At 36.1% G+C, this 21,046-nt stretch carries 21 protein-coding genes; 4 read left to right on the top strand and 17 right to left on the bottom strand.

Going from position 1 to position 21,046, the window contains the following annotated elements; genetic code table 11:
* Positions 1–36: 36 nt before the first annotated feature.
* A complete protein-coding gene (locus ACJ2A9_RS03220; RefSeq protein ID WP_441420154.1) occupies positions 37–1,470 on the top strand; it encodes a carbon starvation CstA family protein in 1,434 nt (477 codons plus the stop codon).
* A 56-nt stretch (positions 1,471–1,526) separates the two neighbouring features.
* Here ACJ2A9_RS03220 and ACJ2A9_RS03225 read toward each other — a convergent pair whose 3' ends face one another.
* Positions 1,527–2,642, bottom strand: a complete 1,116-nt coding sequence (locus ACJ2A9_RS03225; RefSeq protein ID WP_441420155.1) for an NAD(P)/FAD-dependent oxidoreductase — start codon at positions 2,640–2,642, stop codon at positions 1,527–1,529.
* A 160-nt stretch (positions 2,643–2,802) separates the two neighbouring features.
* Between ACJ2A9_RS03225 and ACJ2A9_RS03230 the strand changes: the two genes are divergently transcribed.
* Complete coding sequence (locus ACJ2A9_RS03230) at positions 2,803–3,471, top strand: SDR family NAD(P)-dependent oxidoreductase (protein WP_441420156.1); 669 nt, start codon at positions 2,803–2,805, stop codon at positions 3,469–3,471.
* 88 nt (positions 3,472–3,559) lie between these two features.
* On the opposite strand, the gene ACJ2A9_RS03235 is transcribed toward ACJ2A9_RS03230, so the two are convergent.
* Both ACJ2A9_RS03235 and ACJ2A9_RS03240 read right to left on the bottom strand, forming a co-directional pair.
* Positions 3,560–4,270, bottom strand: a complete 711-nt coding sequence (locus ACJ2A9_RS03235) for a Crp/Fnr family transcriptional regulator (protein WP_441420157.1) — start codon at positions 4,268–4,270, stop codon at positions 3,560–3,562.
* A gap of 224 nt (positions 4,271–4,494) precedes the next feature.
* Positions 4,495–5,745: an FprA family A-type flavoprotein gene (locus ACJ2A9_RS03240; protein ID WP_441420158.1), complete on the bottom strand. Its 1,251-nt coding sequence runs from the start codon at positions 5,743–5,745 to the stop codon at positions 4,495–4,497.
* Between the two features lie 297 nt (positions 5,746–6,042).
* Here ACJ2A9_RS03240 and ACJ2A9_RS03245 point away from each other — a divergent pair, with 297 nt between their 5' ends.
* Complete coding sequence (locus tag ACJ2A9_RS03245; RefSeq protein ID WP_441420159.1) at positions 6,043–6,429, top strand: GerW family sporulation protein; 387 nt, start codon at positions 6,043–6,045, stop codon at positions 6,427–6,429.
* 143 nt (positions 6,430–6,572) lie between these two features.
* Here the strand turns inward: ACJ2A9_RS03245 and ACJ2A9_RS03250 are convergent, their stop codons facing one another.
* The 6 genes from ACJ2A9_RS03250 to ACJ2A9_RS03275 form a co-directional block, all read right to left on the bottom strand.
* Complete coding sequence (locus tag ACJ2A9_RS03250) at positions 6,573–7,295, bottom strand: amino acid ABC transporter ATP-binding protein (RefSeq protein ID WP_441420160.1); 723 nt, start codon at positions 7,293–7,295, stop codon at positions 6,573–6,575.
* The gene (locus tag ACJ2A9_RS03255) at positions 7,292–7,915 is read right to left on the bottom strand and encodes an amino acid ABC transporter permease (protein ID WP_441420161.1); all 624 of its coding nucleotides are present in this window, start codon (positions 7,913–7,915) and stop codon (positions 7,292–7,294) included. Before ACJ2A9_RS03255 ends, ACJ2A9_RS03250 begins: the two co-directional genes overlap by 4 nt.
* 95 nt (positions 7,916–8,010) lie before the next feature.
* The gene (locus tag ACJ2A9_RS03260) at positions 8,011–8,814 is read right to left on the bottom strand and encodes a transporter substrate-binding domain-containing protein (RefSeq protein ID WP_441420162.1); all 804 of its coding nucleotides are present in this window, start codon (positions 8,812–8,814) and stop codon (positions 8,011–8,013) included.
* A 346-nt stretch (positions 8,815–9,160) separates the two neighbouring features.
* Positions 9,161–11,371, bottom strand: coding sequence for a histidine kinase dimerization/phospho-acceptor domain-containing protein (locus ACJ2A9_RS03265; protein WP_441420163.1), 2,211 nt, complete (start codon positions 11,369–11,371; stop codon positions 9,161–9,163).
* Positions 11,349–12,047 carry a response regulator transcription factor gene (locus ACJ2A9_RS03270; RefSeq protein WP_441420164.1) on the bottom strand — a complete coding sequence of 233 codons (699 nt, stop codon included), beginning with the start codon at positions 12,045–12,047 and terminating at the stop codon, positions 11,349–11,351. Before ACJ2A9_RS03270 ends, ACJ2A9_RS03265 begins: the two co-directional genes overlap by 23 nt.
* 199 nt (positions 12,048–12,246) lie before the next feature.
* Positions 12,247–13,626: a Glu/Leu/Phe/Val family dehydrogenase gene (locus ACJ2A9_RS03275; protein WP_441420165.1), complete on the bottom strand. Its 1,380-nt coding sequence runs from the start codon at positions 13,624–13,626 to the stop codon at positions 12,247–12,249.
* 158 nt (positions 13,627–13,784) lie between these two features.
* On the opposite strand from ACJ2A9_RS03275, the gene ACJ2A9_RS03280 reads away from it, so the two are divergent.
* A complete protein-coding gene (locus tag ACJ2A9_RS03280; RefSeq protein ID WP_441420166.1) occupies positions 13,785–14,084 on the top strand; it encodes a hypothetical protein in 300 nt (99 codons plus the stop codon).
* Positions 14,085–14,221: 137 nt separating this feature from the next.
* On the opposite strand, the gene ACJ2A9_RS03285 is transcribed toward ACJ2A9_RS03280, so the two are convergent.
* From ACJ2A9_RS03285 to ACJ2A9_RS03320, 8 genes are all read right to left on the bottom strand, one after another.
* Positions 14,222–14,374 (bottom strand): hypothetical protein, encoded by a 153-nt coding sequence (locus ACJ2A9_RS03285; RefSeq protein WP_441420167.1) that lies wholly within the window; start codon positions 14,372–14,374, stop codon positions 14,222–14,224.
* Between the two features lie 89 nt (positions 14,375–14,463).
* Positions 14,464–15,063, bottom strand: coding sequence for a CBO0543 family protein (locus tag ACJ2A9_RS03290; RefSeq protein WP_441420168.1), 600 nt, complete (start codon positions 15,061–15,063; stop codon positions 14,464–14,466).
* Between the two features lie 90 nt (positions 15,064–15,153).
* Positions 15,154–15,855, bottom strand: coding sequence for a DUF421 domain-containing protein (locus tag ACJ2A9_RS03295; protein WP_441420169.1), 702 nt, complete (start codon positions 15,853–15,855; stop codon positions 15,154–15,156).
* Positions 15,856–16,085: 230 nt separating this feature from the next.
* The gene (gene truA / locus ACJ2A9_RS03300) at positions 16,086–16,823 is read right to left on the bottom strand and encodes a tRNA pseudouridine(38-40) synthase TruA (protein ID WP_441420170.1); all 738 of its coding nucleotides are present in this window, start codon (positions 16,821–16,823) and stop codon (positions 16,086–16,088) included.
* Positions 16,824–16,936: 113 nt separating this feature from the next.
* The gene (locus ACJ2A9_RS03305; protein WP_441420171.1) at positions 16,937–17,887 is read right to left on the bottom strand and encodes an endonuclease/exonuclease/phosphatase family protein; all 951 of its coding nucleotides are present in this window, start codon (positions 17,885–17,887) and stop codon (positions 16,937–16,939) included.
* A 165-nt stretch (positions 17,888–18,052) separates the two neighbouring features.
* Positions 18,053–19,522, bottom strand: coding sequence for a phospholipase D family protein (locus ACJ2A9_RS03310; RefSeq protein ID WP_441420172.1), 1,470 nt, complete (start codon positions 19,520–19,522; stop codon positions 18,053–18,055).
* A 131-nt stretch (positions 19,523–19,653) separates the two neighbouring features.
* Positions 19,654–20,394 carry an alpha/beta fold hydrolase gene (locus ACJ2A9_RS03315; RefSeq protein ID WP_441420173.1) on the bottom strand — a complete coding sequence of 247 codons (741 nt, stop codon included), beginning with the start codon at positions 20,392–20,394 and terminating at the stop codon, positions 19,654–19,656.
* A gap of 105 nt (positions 20,395–20,499) precedes the next feature.
* Complete coding sequence (locus ACJ2A9_RS03320) at positions 20,500–21,030, bottom strand: helix-turn-helix domain-containing protein (protein ID WP_441420174.1); 531 nt, start codon at positions 21,028–21,030, stop codon at positions 20,500–20,502.
* Positions 21,031–21,046: the final 16 nt, after the last annotated feature.

Raw genomic sequence — 21,046 nt, forward strand, 5'->3', positions numbered from 1 at the left:
TAGTAAAAAAATTAACACATCGAAGGAGTTATGCACATGGTTACATTTATAGCATCAATCTTACTACTTATTCTTGGTTATGCATTTTACTCAAAATTAGTGGAACGAGTTTTTGTCATCGATGACAACCGTCCAACACCCGCTTATACAAAGCAAGATGGTTTAGACTTCTCACCAATGAGTTGGGCAAAAGGAAGTTTAATCCAACTTTTAAATATCGCTGGACTAGGTCCAATTTACGGCGCAATAATGGGAGCATTATACGGCCCTGTTGCATTCATTTGGATTGTAGTAGGTGCCATTTTTGCCGGGGCAGTTCATGATTACTTTGCTGGTATGTTATCGTTACGACACGGTGGACAGCAATATCCTACATTAGTAGGTCGCTATTTAGGTTCTACAATCAAAACGATTATTAACATTGTTTCATTGGCTTTGATGATTCTTGTTGCTGCAGCATTTACCGCTGGACCAGCTCAATTAATTTCATCATTAACATCGCTTAGTTTTATGTCAGCAATTATTCTTATTTTTAGCTATTTTGTACTTGCCGCTTTATTGCCGATCAACAAAGTGATTGGAAAAATCTATCCAATTTTTGGCGCAATCCTGATTTTTATGGCTTCGGCAATTGGTATTAGTCTATTATTTATCGACCAACCAATTCCTAACTTAACGTTTGAGAACTTACATCCTGGTGAATTGCCTATTTGGCCGTTAATTATGGTAACAATCTCTTGTGGTGCCATTTCTGGTTTCCATGCGACACAAAGTCCGATTATTTCTCGTACAATGAAAAAAGAAAGTGATGGACGTAAAGTTTTCTATGGCGCGATGATTGCTGAAGGTGTTATTGCCATGATCTGGGCAGCAGCAGCGATGACATTCTTTTCAGGTACAGAAGGACTTCAAGCAGCACTTGCTGCCGGTGGACCTGGTGGAGTTGTCGATGAAATTTCAAAATCGATGCTTGGTACGTTAGGGGCAATTCTTGCTATTCTTGGTGTTATTATTCTTCCTATTACGACTGGGGATACCGCTCTTCGTTCGTCTCGGATGATTCTTGTAGATTTATTAAGAAATTTCATTAACCTTGATGCTAAATGGAAACGAACAGTATTAGCAATTCCAATCATTATCCCAACATTTGCTTTGACGCAATTAGATTATTCTTTCTTATGGCGTTATGTCGGTTGGACAAATCAAGTTGTCGCAACAGTGATGTTATGGACAGGCGCAATTTATTTGTTACAAAATAAACGATTCCATTGGATTTGCTCGATTCCGGCCCTGTTTATGACGGGTGTTGTTGGTACGTATATCTTCTATGCCCCAGAAGGTTTCAGCCTTCCATACCAATTATCTGTTGGGATCGGTATTGCAATCACGACCGTTGTTGCGATTTGGTTTGTTATTCAAATAAGAAAGAACAAACATATTATTGTCGAAAAAGACTCAAATGTAGCATAAGTTATTCAGTAAAAAGCGTTAGGCACTAATCCTAACGCTTTTTACAATTATTTTGATTAATCAAGTGCTCCTGCTAAATCATAAAGACTTATATCAATCTCTGTTTTAAGCCCTTGTACAAGCTTAGCTAATTCGTAACCTAGATAAGGACCTGCAGTTAACCCCGATGCCCCGAGACCATTAGCCGCAAATATCCCTTCATATGTTGGGATGGCACCGATAACCGGCAGAAAACCTGGAGTAAATGGGCGAAAGCCTACTCTTGTTTCTAACACAGTACAATCAGCCAAACCAGGGGCAATAGCTAATACTTTATTAAAGATCTCATGAAGCCCACCTGGTGTAATACGTGTATCAAAACCAACATCATCTTCATGTGTAGCTCCAATAACAATCCGCCCAGCTTCGAAGGTAAGGATATATTGATTATTTGGCGGCATGACAACCGGCCATTTGCTTGTTTCAACTTCTGGCATTTCAAGGTGAACAATCTGCGCTTTTTGCGGTCTTACAATGAATTTTACTCCTAGTGGTTCTAGACATTCTTTGGCCCAAGCACCAGCTGTAATGATGATATCGTCAGCGAAAATCGATTCCCCTTCCAATCTGACCCCAATAATTCGGTTACTTTCATGAATTGGTGTGGCATTCCCTATTCGAAATGTAGCGCCATGAGTGAGTGCTGCACGAATGAGGGACTCGCGAAGAGCCCGACCATTAACTCGAGCCCCACCACTTATATGTACTGAACCAAAACCATCGGCTAATGGCGGAAATAATTGTTGTGTTTCTTTAGGATTAAGCCTTGTAATCTCTCCAATTTCTGGAGCAGCTTCACGCCGTTGATATGCTCGCTCCTCCATTTTATCTAGCTTTTCCTCGTCTGTATGTAGACTAATTGCTCCTACTCGTTCATAACCCGTATTCACTTCACCATCGTCTTCCAATTGTTGAATAAGGGTTGGATAATATCGTGCTCCATTTTTAACGAGCTCGTACCATGCTTTATTCCTCCGTTGCGTAAGCCATGGACATACAATTCCGGCAGCTGCATCAGTTGCCTGCCCCTTATCTCCGCGATCGATTACTGTTACTTTTTTTCCTGCTTTAGCAAGATGATAAGCAGTTGATGCTCCAAGAATTCCCGCCCCAATGATAATATAATTCCCCATACTTCACACCTTTCTTATTTGGGTGACATATTTGGGTGACAGACACCGCTCATGGACATCTTGATAAAAATGTCCATGAGCGGTGTCTGTCACTAATATTATACTTATCAAAGCAATTGTCAAAAATACTAGTGTCATCTTACTAGGAGGAAAATACACTATGAAAACCATTCTAATTACCGGAGCCGGCTCAGGACTTGGCAGAGAACTAGCTATGGCATACAGTCAACAAGGTAACAAAATTATCCTTATCGGTCGAACGTTATCAAAACTCCAAGAAGTCAAAAAAGAGAGTGAACATCTTGGTGGTCAAGCAGAGACTCTTTCTTGTAATATTGCAGTTGAAGATGAAGTAAATCAAACGATCAATTCAATATTAACGGAAAATGAAATCGATGTGGTTATCAACAATGCCGGTGTCGGCTATTTTGGACCGTTGCAAGCTTATCGAGCAAACGAAATCCATGAAATAATTGATACAAACATAAAAGGAACCATTTTTGTAACAAAGGCTCTTCTTCCTTTCTTTTTGCGCAATAACAAAGGAAAAATTATGAATATCATTTCAACCGCGGGCCAAAAAGGAAAAATCAACGAGTCCATTTATGTGGCGAGTAAATTTGCTGTTCGGGGCTTTACTGAGAGCCTTATGAAAGAATTAGAGCACACATCAATTAACGTTACTGCTGTATATATGGGTGGAATGGCCACCCCTTTTTGGGAAGGTTCTACTCATATTAAAGATCCATCACGACTGAAACCACCGAAGGATGTTGCCAAATTAATTGTTGAACGAGATCAATTTGGAGAAAGAGAGATTTTTATTTAAAACGGGTGACATAAAACGAGTGACAGACACCGCTCGTGGACATTGTTTGCACATATGCCCATGAGCGGTGTCTGTCACCATGTATATGTCACCATGTATATTCGCGTAATAATCCTTTATTTTTGACAATTAGTTGTTTATTTCCTAAAGATGAGATTAGTCCTTGTTCTTCAAATTTACTTAGTTTACGACTAATTGTTTCTCTTGTCACACCTACGTAATTGGCAATCTCTTCTCTTGACAGAGGTAAATCTATACGTATGCCTTCATCAATACTTGTACCAAATTTATCACAAAACTCTAAAATCATATGGACAATCCGAACACTCGGATCTTTCGTTGCGAGATTTTGCGCTAAATTTTCAGTGTGGGCTAACCTTTTGGTCACAGCTTTTAGCAATTTAATTAAGATTTCCTGATTATCACTCATAATGATATCAATATTTTGCTTTGTCAGCATACAAATCTCCGTGTCATTAATAGCATATGCACTAAAATTGTTGACCTCATCATCGTTAAATAAATTTAACTCACCAAAGAAATCTCCACACGACATAATATATAAGATCTGCTCTTTTCCATCAATTGTTAATTTTGATAACTTGACTTTACCTTTGTTAATAATAAATAACGTATCTGACTTCTCACCTTCATAAATTAAATGCTCACCTTTTTTAAAGGTTTTATGTTTTGTCATTTTAACAATTTTTGAAATTTCCTTATCTGATAAAGAGTTAAAAATAGGTACTTTTTTCGGACATGGATTGCTTACTTTACTTTCACAACAGTTTTCTCTCATCATCAATCACCTTGTTTTCATAATTTACATTTGAAATAAAAGATTTAATAACTCCACAATCGTTTTCACGGTTTCAATAGTAGTAATTATACTTATGTTTTAATGCACAATAAGTGACCGACGTCACCAAGGTGAGAGAAAGAGAATTATGGGTCAAAAGAAAGGATTTTATTAGAAAAAAATAGTGCGAAAAACACATTTTTGTTTTTCGGCACTATCATTAATTAATTAGCACTCAATAAAAGATCGGCTACAAATGCCGCTGAATGTTCCACTTTTTTTAACTGTTTTCCTTCTGGAGAAAACCTTATTCTAACCGGAAATTCTACATGTGTCATCCCTGTTGTTTTAATAACTTCCGAGGTTGTCTGGACGTTCATATTTGTTTCTAGCAGATAATCTTGAATGACTTCAATTGCCTCACCGCTCCAGCCATATGAACCAAAGGCTGCGGCAATTTTGCCTTCAAGATTCATTTCCTTCAATTCCTTTAATACTTCTTCTAGATTTCCAATCATATCGGCATATTTTGTTGAACTACCGATGAAAACAGCATCTGCTTCTTTTACACTACTAATGATATCCTCTCGGCTGCTTCGATCTGCATTGAAAACATCTGCTACAATATCATTTTCTTCAAATGTTTCTTTTAAAATGTTCGCTACTTTTCTCGTGTTATTGCGAATCGTAGTATAAATAATGGTTACTTTTTTATCTTTAACTGTATCAGCGCTTAACGTACGGTATAATTCAATATATTTTGGGATATCATTTCGAATAATATAACCGTGTGATGGTGCAATCATTTGGATATCTAAACCTTCTAAAGCACTCATTAATGTTTTCACATACCTTCTGTGCGGATGAATAATTGCTTGATAGTATCCGATAAAATCCTCAGTAATATCATACGGTGCCTTATCATTAAAAAATTCCTTTGCAGCGATATGTGTACTAAAAATATCACACGGAAATAGAATTTTATCCTCCTCACAATACGTAATCATCGTTTCCTCTGTATGTAAATACGGTGTTTCTTTGAACAGTAATGTTTTGCCGCCAATATCTAATGTATCACCGTCCTGTACAACTAAAAAATTTCGTTTATGAAGCTTATACATTTCCTTTAGCTCTTCGACTGCCGGTTCTGTACAAACAATGGTTGCATCAGGTGCTTTTACCGCTAATGCGGCCAACCCGCCAGAATGATCTGGTTCGGAATGGTTTATAACGATATATTGAATATCTTTCGGATCAATAAGTTGACTTAAACTTGCAAGAAATTCTTTTCCAAATTGCATATCTACTGTGTCAATGATTGTAGGCTTTTCTGTTTTTAATAAGTAAGCATTGTAAGTCGTTCCCTTTGCTAAGACTAATCTATGAAATGGAACTTCTCTCTCATCTATTTTCCCTACCCAATAAATGTCCTTTGCTATAGCGAACTCTTTGTTAATAGTTACTGTATTATGCATTGTTTATTCCTCCAACTGATAAGTGATTATGTTTCTCAACTGATTACAGTCTACAATACTCCTTAGCAGAACAAGAGGATTTGAATCACAGTTTTTTAATGGAGACTATAATGGTGCCTGTAATGGTGTCTGTCACCCTTCGTATACACTTTAAAGCAAAATGTCCATATGCGGTGTCTGTCACCATTAAGTGTGTCACTCTTAAGTGACAAAAAAAGAAACACTCATCTTTTCTAAAGGAAATAGTATCTTTACAAAGAAATAAGTGATTTATTAAAGAGAAAGGTGGGATAGAAAATGGAAACTTTACCAGAAGTAAAGAAGACAAGTCGCTTTAAGTCACCAATTCGCGTTATCTTTGAAAAACTCAGTCCAGGTACACGAACAGAAGACGTATATGGTGAACCTATTGAAATTGCTGGAAAAAAGGTTGTTCCTGTTTCGAAAGTGACGTATTTTGTTGGCGGTGGTGCTGGTTTAGAAAAAAAAGATGATAACAAACCGAAAAATAGCGAAGGTGAAGGTGGTGGCGGAGCGATTATTGTAAAACCCGTCGGAGTCTATGAAATTACCGAAAAGAAAACGCGGTACATTCCTACTTTAGATTTATCTGCTCTCTTTTTACTAGCCGGGGTTTTAGGAATTTTTCTATCCATCTTTGTTTCAAAATCTGATAACGGATAGTTCTTCTATTCAAAAAAAGTAAGGTAGTCCCTCGTCAAAATTGGGACTACCTTTTTACCTCATTCGGTGGTGACAGACACCGCATATGGACAAATTGTTCAAAAGTGTCCACGGCGGGTGTCTGTCACTTTTTATGTCACTCTTTACAGTACTTCTGATAAAAATGCTTGTGTTCGTTCTTCCTTGGCATTTTTAAACATAGCTGTCGGGTCTCCTTCTTCGATAATGTAGCCTCCGTCCATAAAAATCACTCTATCAGCTACTTCTCGGGCAAACCCCATTTCATGAGTAACAATGACCATCGTCATCCCCTCTTTTGCAAGGTCTTTCATAACCGATAACACATCTCCTACCATTTCCGGGTCAAGCGCTGATGTCGGTTCATCAAACAGCAGAATGTTCGGTTCCATTGCTAATGCTCTGGCAATCGCCACCCTTTGTTTTTGACCACCTGACAGGTTATCAGGATACACACCGGCTTTATCAGAAAGCCCTACTTTTTCTAAAAGTTCCATCCCTAGTTTTGCTGCTTCCGCTTCCGATTTCCCTTTCAATCGCTTCGGACCAGCAATGATATTCTCCAATACCGTCATATGAGGGAAGAGATTAAATTGCTGGAACACCATCCCTAAATTTTGGCGCATTTTATTAATATTATTTTTCGGATCGGTAATATCAGTTCCTTCAATAAAAATCGAACCTCCAGTTGGCTCCTCAAGGCGATTAATACAGCGTAAAAATGTACTTTTTCCTGATCCTGATGGACCAATAACACAAACCACTTCTTGCTCATTAACCTCAACATTTATATTCTTTAAAACTTCTAATTCACCAAAAGACTTTTGCAAGTTTTCAATTTTAATCATGCTACATCCAATCTCCTTTCAAGCCAACGAGAAAATATTGTCAGACTATAAATTAACGCAAAATACATAACTCCGACTACACCTAGAATTTCAAAGGCCCTGAAATTCATCGCATAAATTGATTGTCCAGACATCGTTAATTCGGCTATCCCGATTACAGAAAGAAGTGACGTATCCTTAATACTTACGATAAATTGATTTACAAATGCTGGGATCATACGACGTACAGCTTGTGGTAATATGATGATTCTCATCGTCTCACCATACGAAAACCCTAATGTTCTCCCGGCTTCCATTTGACCTTTATCAATAGAATTAATCCCGGCACGGAAAATCTCAACTAAGTACGCGCCGGCATTAATGCTAATGGCAATAATTCCCGCTGTAAAAGCGGATAGTGTAATACCTGTGGCTGATGGAAGACCAAAATAAATAAATAAAATTTGTACGAGTATCGGTGTCCCTCGAATAATATCTACATATAACATCGCAATGGTTCTTAATAGCTTACTTCTAGAAATACTAAAAATCCCTAACACTAGTCCGATCACTAAAGCAATAATCAATGAAATGACGGTGATCACAATCGTCATCCACATTCCTTTTAATAAAATTGGCATCGCATCAATAATGATGTCTAACGTTTCAATTGTTCTTCTCCTCCTTGTTTTAAAGAAAAAGGTGCGACTTACTCAGTCACATCTGTAAGTTAATATTATTCTCCAAAATATTGATTATAAATTTCATCGTATTTTCCGCTCTCGAATAGATAATTTAATCCCTCGTTAAGCTTGTCTACCAATCCTTCAGAACCTTTTGAAACTGGAATACCGTAATCTTCACCAGTTAATCTGTCCCCGACGATACGAATATCACTTTCATCTCCATCCGTTACGATTTTGTAAGCAACACTTGGATAGTCATTAATTAACGCATCTGCATTTCCTGAAGCGATTTCCATATACATTGTTGCGTCCTCTTGGAGTGTCGTATAGTCGCCGTTAAACTCTTCAGCAAATGCTTTTGCTTGCTCAAGACTTGATGTTCCTTGCTTAGCAACAATTGTTGCTCCCTCTAAATCTTCAATACTATTAATATCACTATCTACTGGAACAACGAGTGATAGGCCTGATTCAAAGTACGGTTCCGTAAAGTCGACAACCTCTGCACGGTCTTCTCTGATTGCAATCGCCGATACTGCTGCATCAACTTGGTTTGCTTGAAGTGCTGGAATAATACCATCAAACTTCATGATCTTCCAATCTACTGTTAGATTTTGATTCTCAGCGATCGCTTCAATAATATCAACATCAAAACCGGTTAGTTGTCCATCAACCACATATTCAAATGGCGGATAGTCTTGTACAACTGCTACTGAAATTTCTTCCTTCTCATTACCAGCTTGTACATCTTCAGACGACCCACATCCTGTCACCATAAGAAGTGCTGTTGCTGCAAATGCAACCATCGCACTTTTTAATTTAAAACTCTTTTTCGTTTTTCTCTCTAAATATTTCAAGCTTTTCTCCTCCTAATTGACCCTTTTGTTTTATTTCCGAAATAGTATTTCAGAAAACTTTATTCGGCACATCTAATACTTTATACATTCTAAGAATTTTCCACAAATTGTGTAATCTCAAATATCTAAGTATTACTTATGCTATATTGAGGTAAGAGAATATCAGGTTAATCATATTGCCTATTCCTCCTATATAACCCCATATCCTCTCAAATACTCAAGATTATCATTATTTTCATACAATTCAGAATAGAAAAACAGAATAAATAGTGACAGACACCGCCCGTGGACAATTGATACAAAATTGTCCATGAACGGTGTCTGTCACCAATTAATTTGTCACCAATTAATTACTGTTTAACTTTATTGATACTTTAAATAAATCTCCGTCTACTTCGATATCCATACTGCCGTCGTGAAGGTCAACAATCGATTTTGCTATTGCTAATCCCAGTCCTGATCCTTCAGTATGTCGTGATGTATCTCCACGCTTAAAGCGCTCAAACATCTCATCAATATTTCCGCCAAGTTCATACTTAGTAACGTTTTTGAAGGTAATGGCTACTTCATTAGGATTAGGGTCGATAGAAATATATACCCTCGTTCCTTCCAATGAATATTTAAAAATATTTCCTATCAGATTATCAAAGACACGCCATATTTTTTGACCGTCGACTACGGCATAAACCGGTGTTTCTGGCTGTGTAATTCGAAATTGTAACGTTGTTTCCTTCATTTTTTCATCATATTCAGCTAATGCTTGCTGCAATAATTGAACAAGATCAACTTTTTCCTTAGAAAGCTCAATTGTTCCACTTGCCATTTTTGACGCTTCAAATAAATCATCAATAAGAACCTTTAACCGTTTGGATTTACGATCAATAATTTTAATATATGAATTTCGCTCATCGTCTGAAAGAGATGGTGATTTTAACAATTCAGTATACGTCATAATTGAGGTTAATGGTGTTCGTAAGTCATGACTAACGTTGGTAATTAGTTCTGCTTTTAACCGTTCGCTTTTTGCTTGTTCCTTTAGAGACGTTTTCACACCATGCTTTAACGTATTAATATTAGCAACATGAGAAGCAAGAACTGACTTTCCTTCAACTGGAAGGTCGGCCTCGAAATTTCCTATGGCAATCTCGTTGGTATAGCGAATCATTCGATTAAAATACCCAATACGCTTCACTAAGATCACTAGGATTGGGAGGGCAAAGATGACAAACGCCGGCAAATAGATTAATAGAAATACTGGGTTTAAAATCACAACAACCGCACCAAAACCAAATGCAAAAACCACAGCTAAAAGTAGAAAAGTTTTAAATCCGACACTCCTGTTTAAAAAGACATCCTGAATTGCTCCAAATACCCGAACAACAATACTTTTTTGCCAATCTTCTTTTAAAATGTATAAATCCTTATAACGATCATAGAGTAGTTTCCCTTGCAATAGCACTAATGTTACAAATACGGTAGTGATGATTCCATGAACGAGTAGCTTTTCAATAAACGGATACAGTCTATAGTAATAAAAATGCTGGCTAAATAAGAGAGCAAGTGTAATCATCGTACTAATGCCGAACACAATTACTTTTATATCTATTGGAATTCGATTATAATATGCATTCCATTTTCCCAGGTGCGGGGAATGAAGCAGTGTTGTTTTTTTATAAAGATAAATACTTAAAGCTAACGCTATCAAAGAGAAGATAGCATAACTAAAAAAAATGATTTGTCTTTGCTTAAAATCGTAATAATTTTCAAGAATAAAATTTGAACTAGGATTTTTTTTTGAGATTGCAATCTGTCCCTCATACATACTTGAAGTACTCTGTCTAATCATTTCTTCTACATCACCGTATTCCGTATAGAAAACTCTTTGATCAGTAACAATATTGTTCGAATGTCGCGAAGGATAGGTCCGGAAAAAAATAAACTCTTCCTTGTTTTTTAGTCCCTCCTCTGAGGTTTTAGAACTATCAACATTCGTATAGATATCACCCGTTTTCATATCCACTAAATAATATTGAAATGCATCTTTGTATCTATTATACTCACCCCGGTAATTTTCAAGTTCCCGATAATACTCATCAATCCGCTGTTCTTTTTCATTTACTATTTTTGCCCGAACGTGTTCGTCATCGCTAAAGTTTGTTGTAATATCTTCAATCTTTTCATCTCGCTCTTTTCGATACATATCAGCAAGTTCATTATTATTTGAGTGAACAGCTTCTTGAATGTTCGGTTCATATTGCTCATTTATATTTCCCACTTGTTCGGTCAGCGTACCATACCGATAACGATGTTCATTAATTTCCTCATCGGTCACTACAATCGCCTCTTTTAATGCATCACTAGGTACATGATTTAACTCAAACATGTTTAAATGCGTAAATAACTGATTAACTGTACTTTCAAAATCTTCTGTTTCAAAATAATCCTTATTAATATAATAGTCGGAAGCACTAAATGTTGAAGTGATCCCACTAATGCCGATTGTAAACAAAAACAAAAGCGCAAATGTAAGTAATTTATTTTTCAATTTTATATCCAATTCCCCATACCACCTTTAAATATCTTGGATTTTTCGGATCGATCTCAATTTTTTCTCGAATTTTACGAATATGGACAGCGACAGTATTTTCGGCATTGTGACAAGGCTCGTTCCATACGCGCTCATAAATTTCATGAATCGAAAATACTCGGCCCGCATTGACCATTAGTAATTCAATGATTTTATATTCAATTGGAGTTAATTTTACAGGGTCCCCGTGAACGGTCACCTCTTTTGCTGCTTGGTCCAATGTAAGACCGTTATGGTCAATAACTTTTTGAACGCCATCATATGTACCCAATGTGACATAACGTCGAAGCTGGGATTTTACACGGGCTAACAGCTCTAATGGATTAAAAGGCTTTGTCACGTAATCATCAGCCCCAACTTGAAGACCGAGAATTTTGTCCGTATCTTCAGTCTTAGCACTAAGTATAATAATTGGGATGTTCTTTGTTTCACGGATTTTAAATGTTGCCTGAATCCCATCAAGCCGTGGCATCATAACATCAAGAATAATAAGATGCACCTCCTGTTCACTAAGAATTTCGAGCGCTTCTACTCCGTCCTTTGCTTTTAAAACAGATATCCCTTCATTACGTAAATAAATATCTATCGCATCTCTTATTTCTTTATCATCGTCGACAACCAAAATCGAATAGTTCGAGTTCGTCAATTACACCCGCTCCTTTCATCATCAAAAGTTCATTTTCTAACATTAAACACATTATAATCTACAAATCTTAACATTCAATTAGGAAAAATCTTAAGACTTTCTTAAGAAAAAAGAAAAAAAGTGACAAAAAAAAGTGACAGACACCGATCGTGGACATTTCGGTATGAAATGTCCACGATCGGTGTCTGTCACCATAAAACTAATACAGTTTTCCTTGTCGATAGAGAATGTTTGATAACTTCATTACTGCATGAATATAACAGTTTTGACGCAATGAATATGGATCGCCAAAATATTGTGGAAGAATTGTACTCATTGTTGATTGCATCTTCTCACTTAATAACGCAAACACTTCTTCCTCACTGTAAAACTGTGTTTCCCTGCCTTGAAGCCATTCAAAATAAGAGACTATAACACCGCCTGCGTTCGCTAGTATATCGGGGATAATAATAACACCCTTATTATTTAATACTTTGTCCGCATCACCCGTTACAGGAGCGTTGGCGCCTTCTACAATAATTTTGGCTTTTACTTGTTCAACATTGTCTTTGCGGATTTGATCCTCTAAAGCTGCCAAAATGAGAACCTCAACATCAAGATAAAGTACATCTTCACGATCCAGAATGGTTGCCTTTACCCCTGATTTTGTTAATTCCTCTACATTTTTTGGCAAATCTCCTTGATTGTGATACGTATAATCAGCTAATGCTGGTATGTCTAATCCTTCCGAGTTATAAAGCGTCACATTGCGGTCACTGACAGCAACTACTTTATTATGAACCTGCTTACAATGATACGCTTCAAGAGCAGCAATCGATCCAACATTACCAAAGCCTTGAACTGCAACCCTTAACGGCTGATCAGAAAGTGCAACCGCTGTTTTCGCATAGTTATTCCCTGTAGAGATTAACCAGCTTTTTTCCTCTTTAACAAAGTCATGAAGTAAATAGCGAAACGTAAAGTAAACTCCTTTGCCAGTTGCTTCTCTTCTACCTAATGATCCACCATTGACAACACTTTTCCCTGTAAAACTGCCTCGATATGGTTGACCAGGCCGTATACTTTTATATTCTGCCGTCATCCAATCCATTTCTCGGTCACCTGTACCCATATCAGGTGCTGGAATATCTTTATCAGGGCCTATGATGTCACTAAAGGAACGAACATACTTTTGACAAATTCGATGAAGCTCTTTCACTGAATATTCTCTTGGATTAATAACGACTCCACCTTTTCCGCCCCCAAAAGGAACTTCATGTAGAGCATTCTTTAACGTCATTAACGCAGCAAGATTCGTTACTTCACTTTCATTTACATTTTCATGAAAGCGAATCCCTCCCTTATATGGGCCAAGAGTATTATTATGTTGAATTCGATAAGCTGGAATTCGCACAACTTCTTCATTTTCTAAAGAAATACGCAAAAAAGATTTGTGAACATGGTTTGGAGTTGACAGGATCGCAGCTAATGACGTAAATGCTTTCTTTCTTGTTTGCCCTTTTAAATTAGGTAAAAATGAATCATTCTCTAACAGTGCAGCTAATGAACTTTGTACAATTTCTCCTGTTTGGCTCGCCATCATCAATAACCTCCAATAAGTAATCATAATACTTCTATATTTGAATGGTTTACTAATTATGTATAACTTATTACACAGAGTTCTGCTTTGGGGGTATTTTCTTTAAGAATAACCTTTACTATAATGAAACTATCTTTCATTTATAAGGGGATTATTGCATGAATTCAAAAAAAGACATCGAACTACAAGTTATTCAAAATTACCAAAAGGATGAGCAAATGATGATTTTAGTGTTTGCACAATGGTGCATTAATAATGACCTCGATCCAGTTGAATTATACAATCGCGCTTATCCACTGCAGGGATCTAATCCATCATTGCAACAGGCGATTGATTTAACTTTGCCAAAAGAAGAAGCTGGTGAAATCTTAACAAGTACATTACTTAATGCGCTATCTCTGTTTGGAAATGAAGACCTTGCTCTTGTTGTAACTGAAGAAGCTAATAAGAAAAAGTAAGTATAATCAAAATTCTTAGCTTATCAAAAAACACAGCCTATATATTATGTTGAACAACATTCAAAATGAAAATTATGCACAGAATATATAAGTAAAATGTCCATCTCTGTTTTTTTCAACAAAGATGGACATTTTAATTAATGAGTCGATATATTACTATTAATAATATCATTTTGTTCTGGCGAAATTTTTTCTTCGTTTTGAAATTGGTTCACTAGAAAATTAAAAAAAAGAAAAACGATAATCGCCCATAGCCACCACTTTTTCCAAATTGGATTTTGTTTCATCATCACCAAACACCCTTTATGCAAATCTCTATTTCACTATATACCATTTATGTATACGACTTCAAAGTTTCCAGTTCAAATTGACATACTGGTTATTTTAACGAACCTAGATAATACCCGCCTAAGAAGATGGTAATTATTAAAACAAAATGAATAAGAAACCATCCTAACCTTCCATAACGTAAGGTGCGAATACTAAGTGGCTTACGTAACTGTTCCGGAATTATCATACTACCAATCCATTCAAACACTAATAAATAAATCCACCACCATGTATATGAGTCCCAAAAATCCCATTTATACTCATAAGTAATGATACGAGTATTCATTAATATAACTGTTTCAATAAACATACCAATATGAATAATTGCCCAATAAAAAGGAATTTTCCATGCCCAAATTTTAGGACTATACCGTACCGAGAGTAAGACAAGTAAAGGAAAAGATAACGTTATTTCTACAATCGGCATCCTAGACAGTGTGGGAAATAGACGATAAGGATAAGAATAGAAGCCAAGTTCTACAAACAAATAACAAAGCACATTACCAACAATTACACTCAATAAATATAATAGACCGTACCGCTTTAGGTCAATCCTTAAAAAAAGAAGAATTCCTATTATGCCACCAGTAACCACCGTTACTATAAGAAACGTTTCAACATTCATTCCAATATTGATGAACTTAGACATATAACTTTACACCAATCGTAGTATTTTTTTGTTCATTAAAGTTATAATCTCCCTATTTTTACATATTATGTAAATTTATCCATGCCCTATCTATTTTTCACTTGATCCAACAACATCTTTTCGTGTATCGATGTAAACAAACCCTTTCGTATCAATTTGAGCGAAAAAAACATCTTCAATTCTTGAGATATTGTTTCGTGATAGTGTATCTCTGACCCATTCAATATCCTTTCCTAACAACTCAACAGTTTTCATTAATACTTTTCCGTCAATAATAAATGCCTGTCCCACTCCTCTAGAAGACTGTATGTTAAAAACATCTTTTTGCATTGCAGGTAAATAGGCGGGCTTTTTTAAAACGGAAACCGTTCCATCTGTTTCAAGAAGCGCTGTTTCTACCTCATCGATGTTAAAGATATTTTTTTTGCGTAAATACGATAGAAGGCTATCCATCGTTAACATTGATTTTTTCAATCCTTCTTCTAACACTTGCCCTTCCTTCATTAAATATGTTGGTTCATCCTCAAGAATCTTCCTGCCAATTAAACTTTTTATTGCAGCAATATTACTTAGTAAAACATAGAAACAAAAGAGAATGAGACTAGTCATACTTATGTAAATTGGCAAATCCTTCGTGAGAATTGCACTTGCAACAATCGAGCCAATCGTAATACCAGCAACAAAGTCAAAAAATGTCATCTGCGCAATTAACTTTTTATTAAGTATTCGACATAATACATATAAGATAACAAAAGCAATACTTGTGCGTATGATAACTTCAAGTATTGTCATCCGATACACCCTTTCTGTTTAAAAATAATCACAAAAAATCAAAAGTTATGTAATGTAAATATACCCTTTTTTAATTCTAATTATCACTCAGTTTACCTGTATAGGATTTTATGACATGACTTCAACATTGTATAAGTTTTTTAAAAACGATAACACAGCTAAAAATGAAAGACAGACACTTCTGCATGTGAGTGAGAATCATCTGTCTTTCATTTGATTTAATTACGTAATTAAAACTCAATTTTTTCCAAATACAATCCACCTGCATCAGCCATATATGGAACTTGATTTCGTTCTTTTAGTTGTAAAATATTTGTGATTTCCTCTGGTTGTATATGTCCTATACCTACTTCAATTAACGTTGCAACCATTTTGCGAACCATATTATAAAGAAACCCCTCACCACGAACTCTTATATAGACGAAGCCTGCTTTTTCTTCGATGTCAATTCCATAGATCTCACGAATCATTGACTTTTTCTTTGATTTTGCATTGGAAAAGGCGGTAAAATCATGCTCACCTAGAAATGATTGTGCTGCAATTTGCATTTTGGAAATGCTCAGCTTTTTTTTAACATGCATACTGTACTTACGCATAAAAGGATTGATATGATCCTCATTCCAAATTTTGTACAAATACGTCTTATCTTTCGCCTTATATCGCGCATGAAATCGTTCATGAACTAATTCTACCTCTTTTATACTGATATCTTGCGGGAGAAAACGATTTAAATAGTTTTTTATTTCATCCTCGGACAAAGTTTCCTTCACCTTAAAATTTGCGACTTGCGCAAAGGCATGTACACCGGCATCAGTACGACTTGAACCTATAATTTCTACTTCTCTTCCAACCATTTCTGATAAAACATGTTCAATTTTAGCTTGAATTGTATTTTCATTATTACCGAGACGTTGCCACCCTTTATAACGTCCTCCATCATATAAAATAACAAGCTTATAATTGTTCATTCCTTATGCCCCTCACTTATTTCCTTCTTTTATCACATCTTAGTCATTTTACCATAATCTAATTCGTGATTAAGAGAGGGTACCCTTTCTTAGCTATATTTAAAATCAACTTATTATAACGTTAACCTAGCTATGACCCCAGCATGATCTGATGGCCAAAGTCCAAATGGCGTTCTGTCACGTTTTTGGTTTCCGACTATTATTGCATTAAGAGGTTCCCACCCATTTTTATATAAAATAAAATCGATTCTTCGGTTTAGACTTGAGACCACATTTAATAAATTAGGATGCTGACAACAAGTGAAGCCGTACCTTTGTCCCTTCTCAGTCCAGACATCATGAAACCCTTCATTAAGAAAATTCTCATATGTCATCTTTCCAGATCCGTCAGCATTAGAATTTAAATCGCCCAATACAACGAGAGGCAGGTCTGTCCTTGCTGGTCCATCTAATAATTCATTCCCTTGAGCCACTTGAACGTCTGTAAAATCTGGTTCAAGATGAGTATTAATCACACGAAACGTATCACCGTTTTTATGAACATCAACAGTAGACCACCCGCGAACAATATTAAATGTCCTTCCTGCTAGCTGAGTAGAGAAGTTTGTTCTAAAATTCTTTTCTTCAACCGCACAAACACGCAATCGCGATTCTTTTTTCATTAATATTACATCCCTATCAATAAATCGTAATCTTTTTCCTAGATTCAATGGTAGCTCCAACGAGTGATTTTTATTAATTGCAACGACTTCATAATTTATTCCAAGAAGACTAAATTCATGCTGAAGCAGTTGTAAAAAGTCATATGATGCAGACGGAAGTTTCAAAGGAAATAGTTCAAATAGTTCTACTTCTTGGAGCCCAATAATGTCAGGTTTATTTGCACCAATCAGACGTGCAATTGTTTTTACACGAGTATGAAAATTTGTCACAAGAAATTGAAGCAAAACTTCTATTATCCGCTCTGAAAGTTGTTCAAATGAAGAAGTTAAAATCGGTTGAAGATCTGCACCTAAATAGAGATTCCAAGTCATAAAATTTAGATGTCTTTTCCTCGCTTTCATACCAATCTCCTCCTTTCTTCTCTCTGTATGTATATTTGCTTGTAACCTTCAACGTAACGGCTTTTTATCTACTAATGTATATATATCGGCAAATAGAAGAAAATGATCTTGTTTTTTAAAATGAAACATCCACCTCAAAAACTAGTGAGGTGGATGTTGTATTCTCTAAAAACTAGATATTCCGCTCCATTCCTGAAAACGGTAAAGGAATCTGCTCATAAGAGAATCATCTTTATAATCTTCATAGTCAAGTGTATAGTTTGCTCCTTCATTCCTCCACAACATTTCAAAATAGTCTCTCGCCTGTTGCATAATGATAAGCTCAGCTGATCCGGTTACCTTTACATTACTTTCTAAATTCAGATCTCCGAGATTTCGTTTTGTAAAATTGGCTGAGCCACCAATTAATACTGCTTCCTCTCCCTTATCTATCATGACAAGCTTTGTATGGTATTGTTCTCCATTCGTGTTGTACCAACGAACTTCTATTTTCTGTTTCGACTTTTTAATTAATTCATAAGCTACAGGGCGATTAGGAACACCATTTTTTTCTCTTCCAAAAGCATCCTTGTTCGCATCCAAAATAAGACGGATCGTCACATTTTGTTCAGCGGCATCCAGTAATTTACGAATGACTTTTCGGTCAGATAAGTAAAAAGCACCGACATATATCGTATCGCCTTCTACAGCTTCATCAATTTCCCTTAACAAATGTTCTCTAATTTCCCCTTCCGTAACAAGTTGAAGCCCCGCTTGTTCCTCATCTTTTGCGGTTTCATCTTTAATCTGCAGTCTATCAAAAAGCTCATCATCTGTCCCAGACATGGACACCACTGCTTTTTCCGAACGAATTAAATCCTCTATAATCTTTCCCTTTAAAGCAAAAGCAATGTTTGAATGATTCCCACTGGCATCATGCGGGTTTGCTGATGTGACAACTGCTTCCTTTTCGGTAATCACGACTTTACGATGATTTGCTTTAAAATTTAATAAATCAAAGTATGAGCGAAGTGTCACATTTGGTGAATCAGGACTAAAAGGACTTGGAAGCCAGCCATCCTCAGACTTCCCAAACCATTTCATAACTGAACGCCAAAACCCAGAATAAACAGGATTAGAATCTCTTAGCGATGCCAAATCCGTATAAACGATATAAATTCCTGCTTGTTCTAGCTGTTGAAACGAATCCGGAGAGTACGATCCATAAAAAGTGTTAATCGGATCGGTAATTACAACTATTTCTACTTCAGGCTGTTCACCTTTTTTTTCAATGAGAGCTTGAACTAAATCGTTTGATACCGTTGGATATTCAAAGGCACGATCATATTCATCATTAAATAGAAACATGTCTACAATTATAAAATCATCAGCTTCATCGATTAACGAATGAATCCGTTCAAAGATGCTTTGCTCTTTCATAATTCCGTTATCGCTTTCGTACGTTAAATCATACAAGAATTCAACATCACCTTGATGAATATCTCCTTCAACTGATAGTCCATTTGGTAATGGTTTGAAATATCCATAAATTGAATGCAATAAAATGATAATGAGAAAGGTAAAAATTACATTTCTTACTATCTTTTTTATGTTAAATCTTTTACTCGTACGTACAGGTATAAATGGACTCCCCATAAAACACCACCTCTCTATAAATTCAATTATACTATCATTTTCCAAAATTTAGATTAAAAAGTAAAAAAGCCGTTGAGTGTATTTTCAACAGCTTATATACCGTATGATTAATAATATCATTCCGTTTACAGTTATAGGTTAGGTTTTTCTATCCAATTTTGCAGCTCAGCTAGAAATTGCTCTGGATTATCAAACATCCCCATATGTGAAGTATCCGTTTGCGCTTTAGTCACTAGTTTCGAAGAGGACTGAAAAGGTTTTTCAACCATATCTTTTTTACCTTCTATAAATAAGAGTGGGATCTTAGTCTTATTAATCATGTCTACTTGATCCCGACGTTCCTTCATCGCCACCGTTGCTGCTATTGCCCCATCAACTGTTGTTTGTTTAGCATGTCTAAAGGCTTCCTCCAAATTTTTTGGATCAGGATAAAATGCAAAATAAAGGGGGATGCGCTCTTTGATAAATTCATCAAGACCAAAGGTACGGATTTTTTCAACATGTTGATCTCGTTGCTCCTTCTCTTTATCTGAATCAGCTACAGGAGATGAATATGCAAAGACTGCTCTTTTCACATAGTCAGACTGTTTTTCAACAGCAGCCATCGTAATATAGCCACCCATTGAATGGCCTAACCAAGTTGCGTTTTTTATGTGTAAGGAAGAAAGCAATTCAATAATCTTATCTGTATAGTCATCAATTGTTTGTACATTTGATAGCGATGATTTGCCATGACCAGGTAAATCTATAGCAATCACATCAAATTGTTTTGTTAAGTTGGACCTTATTTTATCAAACACACGATTTGTACTTAGAAATCCATGGATCAAAACTAGAGGCTCACCACTGCCTTCACGGTAATAATGCAACAACAGAAACCCACCTTTGTCGTTAGTTTTCCTAAATGTCTAGATACATTGTTAACAAATGCGACTCACCTTATCCATTGCTCTGCTATTACCCTTCTACGTTCTTGCTCATTTCAATTTTGGTACAACTATTGTGGCAAACGTCCTTCTCCTTCGTTGCTTAGCAGGTTCGTTAGCTGCATACTTTTTCATAATATTTGTGAGGTCAATTTTAAACTGCTGAAACTCTTCATCATCCAAATATAAATCACTTTGTCGATACCCAAACCCGTCCTTTGCCATTTCACGCCCTTCACAATCTAAGTACTCCTCTACAATCTCCATTATGTTGGCAAAATATGTCATAAAATATTTCATATGTTCATCTTTGCTTATCTGATTAGCCTCTTCAGCACTAAGATTTGCAGCCTCTTGATTTAATGAGTACGTCCGTTCCATTGCTCCTCGTACTTTACGTTCACTTGAGATGTAAATCACACTGTTATCAGTTAGTATCTTCAACTGCCGGTATAATGTTGCTTGCGGGATTTCAGGAAGCCACTCCAATAGTTCTTGAACTGTTAGTGGCCGTTTTATTAATGACTGGATAATTTTCATTCTGACTGGATGTAAAATCAAATCTGTTTTTGACATTACCATAATTATCACCCCCTAA

Source organism: Anaerobacillus sp. MEB173, assembly GCF_052119505.1.
GTDB lineage: Bacteria > Bacillota > Bacilli > Bacillales > JBJMAU01 > JBJMAU01.

Excerpts from the sequence above, each read along its gene's own strand:
- ACJ2A9_RS03220 (WP_441420154.1), top strand. The coding sequence starts at position 37 with ATGGTTACATTTATAGCATCAATCTTACTACTTATTCTTGGTTATGCA.
- ACJ2A9_RS03225 (WP_441420155.1), bottom strand. The coding sequence starts at position 2,642 with ATGGGGAATTATATTATCATTGGGGCGGGAATTCTTGGAGCATCAACT.
- ACJ2A9_RS03230 (WP_441420156.1), top strand. The coding sequence starts at position 2,803 with ATGAAAACCATTCTAATTACCGGAGCCGGCTCAGGACTTGGCAGAGAA.
- ACJ2A9_RS03235 (WP_441420157.1), bottom strand. The coding sequence starts at position 4,270 with ATGAGAGAAAACTGTTGTGAAAGTAAAGTAAGCAATCCATGTCCGAAA.
- ACJ2A9_RS03240 (WP_441420158.1), bottom strand. The coding sequence starts at position 5,745 with ATGCATAATACAGTAACTATTAACAAAGAGTTCGCTATAGCAAAGGAC.
- ACJ2A9_RS03245 (WP_441420159.1), top strand. The coding sequence starts at position 6,043 with ATGGAAACTTTACCAGAAGTAAAGAAGACAAGTCGCTTTAAGTCACCA.
- ACJ2A9_RS03250 (WP_441420160.1), bottom strand. The coding sequence starts at position 7,295 with ATGATTAAAATTGAAAACTTGCAAAAGTCTTTTGGTGAATTAGAAGTT.
- ACJ2A9_RS03255 (WP_441420161.1), bottom strand. The coding sequence starts at position 7,915 with ATGCCAATTTTATTAAAAGGAATGTGGATGACGATTGTGATCACCGTC.
- ACJ2A9_RS03275 (WP_441420165.1), bottom strand. The coding sequence starts at position 13,626 with ATGGCGAGCCAAACAGGAGAAATTGTACAAAGTTCATTAGCTGCACTG.
- ACJ2A9_RS03280 (WP_441420166.1), top strand. The coding sequence starts at position 13,785 with ATGAATTCAAAAAAAGACATCGAACTACAAGTTATTCAAAATTACCAA.
- ACJ2A9_RS03285 (WP_441420167.1), bottom strand. The coding sequence starts at position 14,374 with ATGATGAAACAAAATCCAATTTGGAAAAAGTGGTGGCTATGGGCGATT.
- ACJ2A9_RS03290 (WP_441420168.1), bottom strand. The coding sequence starts at position 15,063 with ATGTCTAAGTTCATCAATATTGGAATGAATGTTGAAACGTTTCTTATA.
- ACJ2A9_RS03295 (WP_441420169.1), bottom strand. The coding sequence starts at position 15,855 with ATGACAATACTTGAAGTTATCATACGCACAAGTATTGCTTTTGTTATC.
- truA (WP_441420170.1), bottom strand. The coding sequence starts at position 16,823 with ATGAACAATTATAAGCTTGTTATTTTATATGATGGAGGACGTTATAAA.
- ACJ2A9_RS03305 (WP_441420171.1), bottom strand. The coding sequence starts at position 17,887 with ATGAAAGCGAGGAAAAGACATCTAAATTTTATGACTTGGAATCTCTAT.
- ACJ2A9_RS03310 (WP_441420172.1), bottom strand. The coding sequence starts at position 19,522 with ATGGGGAGTCCATTTATACCTGTACGTACGAGTAAAAGATTTAACATA.
- ACJ2A9_RS03320 (WP_441420174.1), bottom strand. The coding sequence starts at position 21,030 with ATGGTAATGTCAAAAACAGATTTGATTTTACATCCAGTCAGAATGAAA.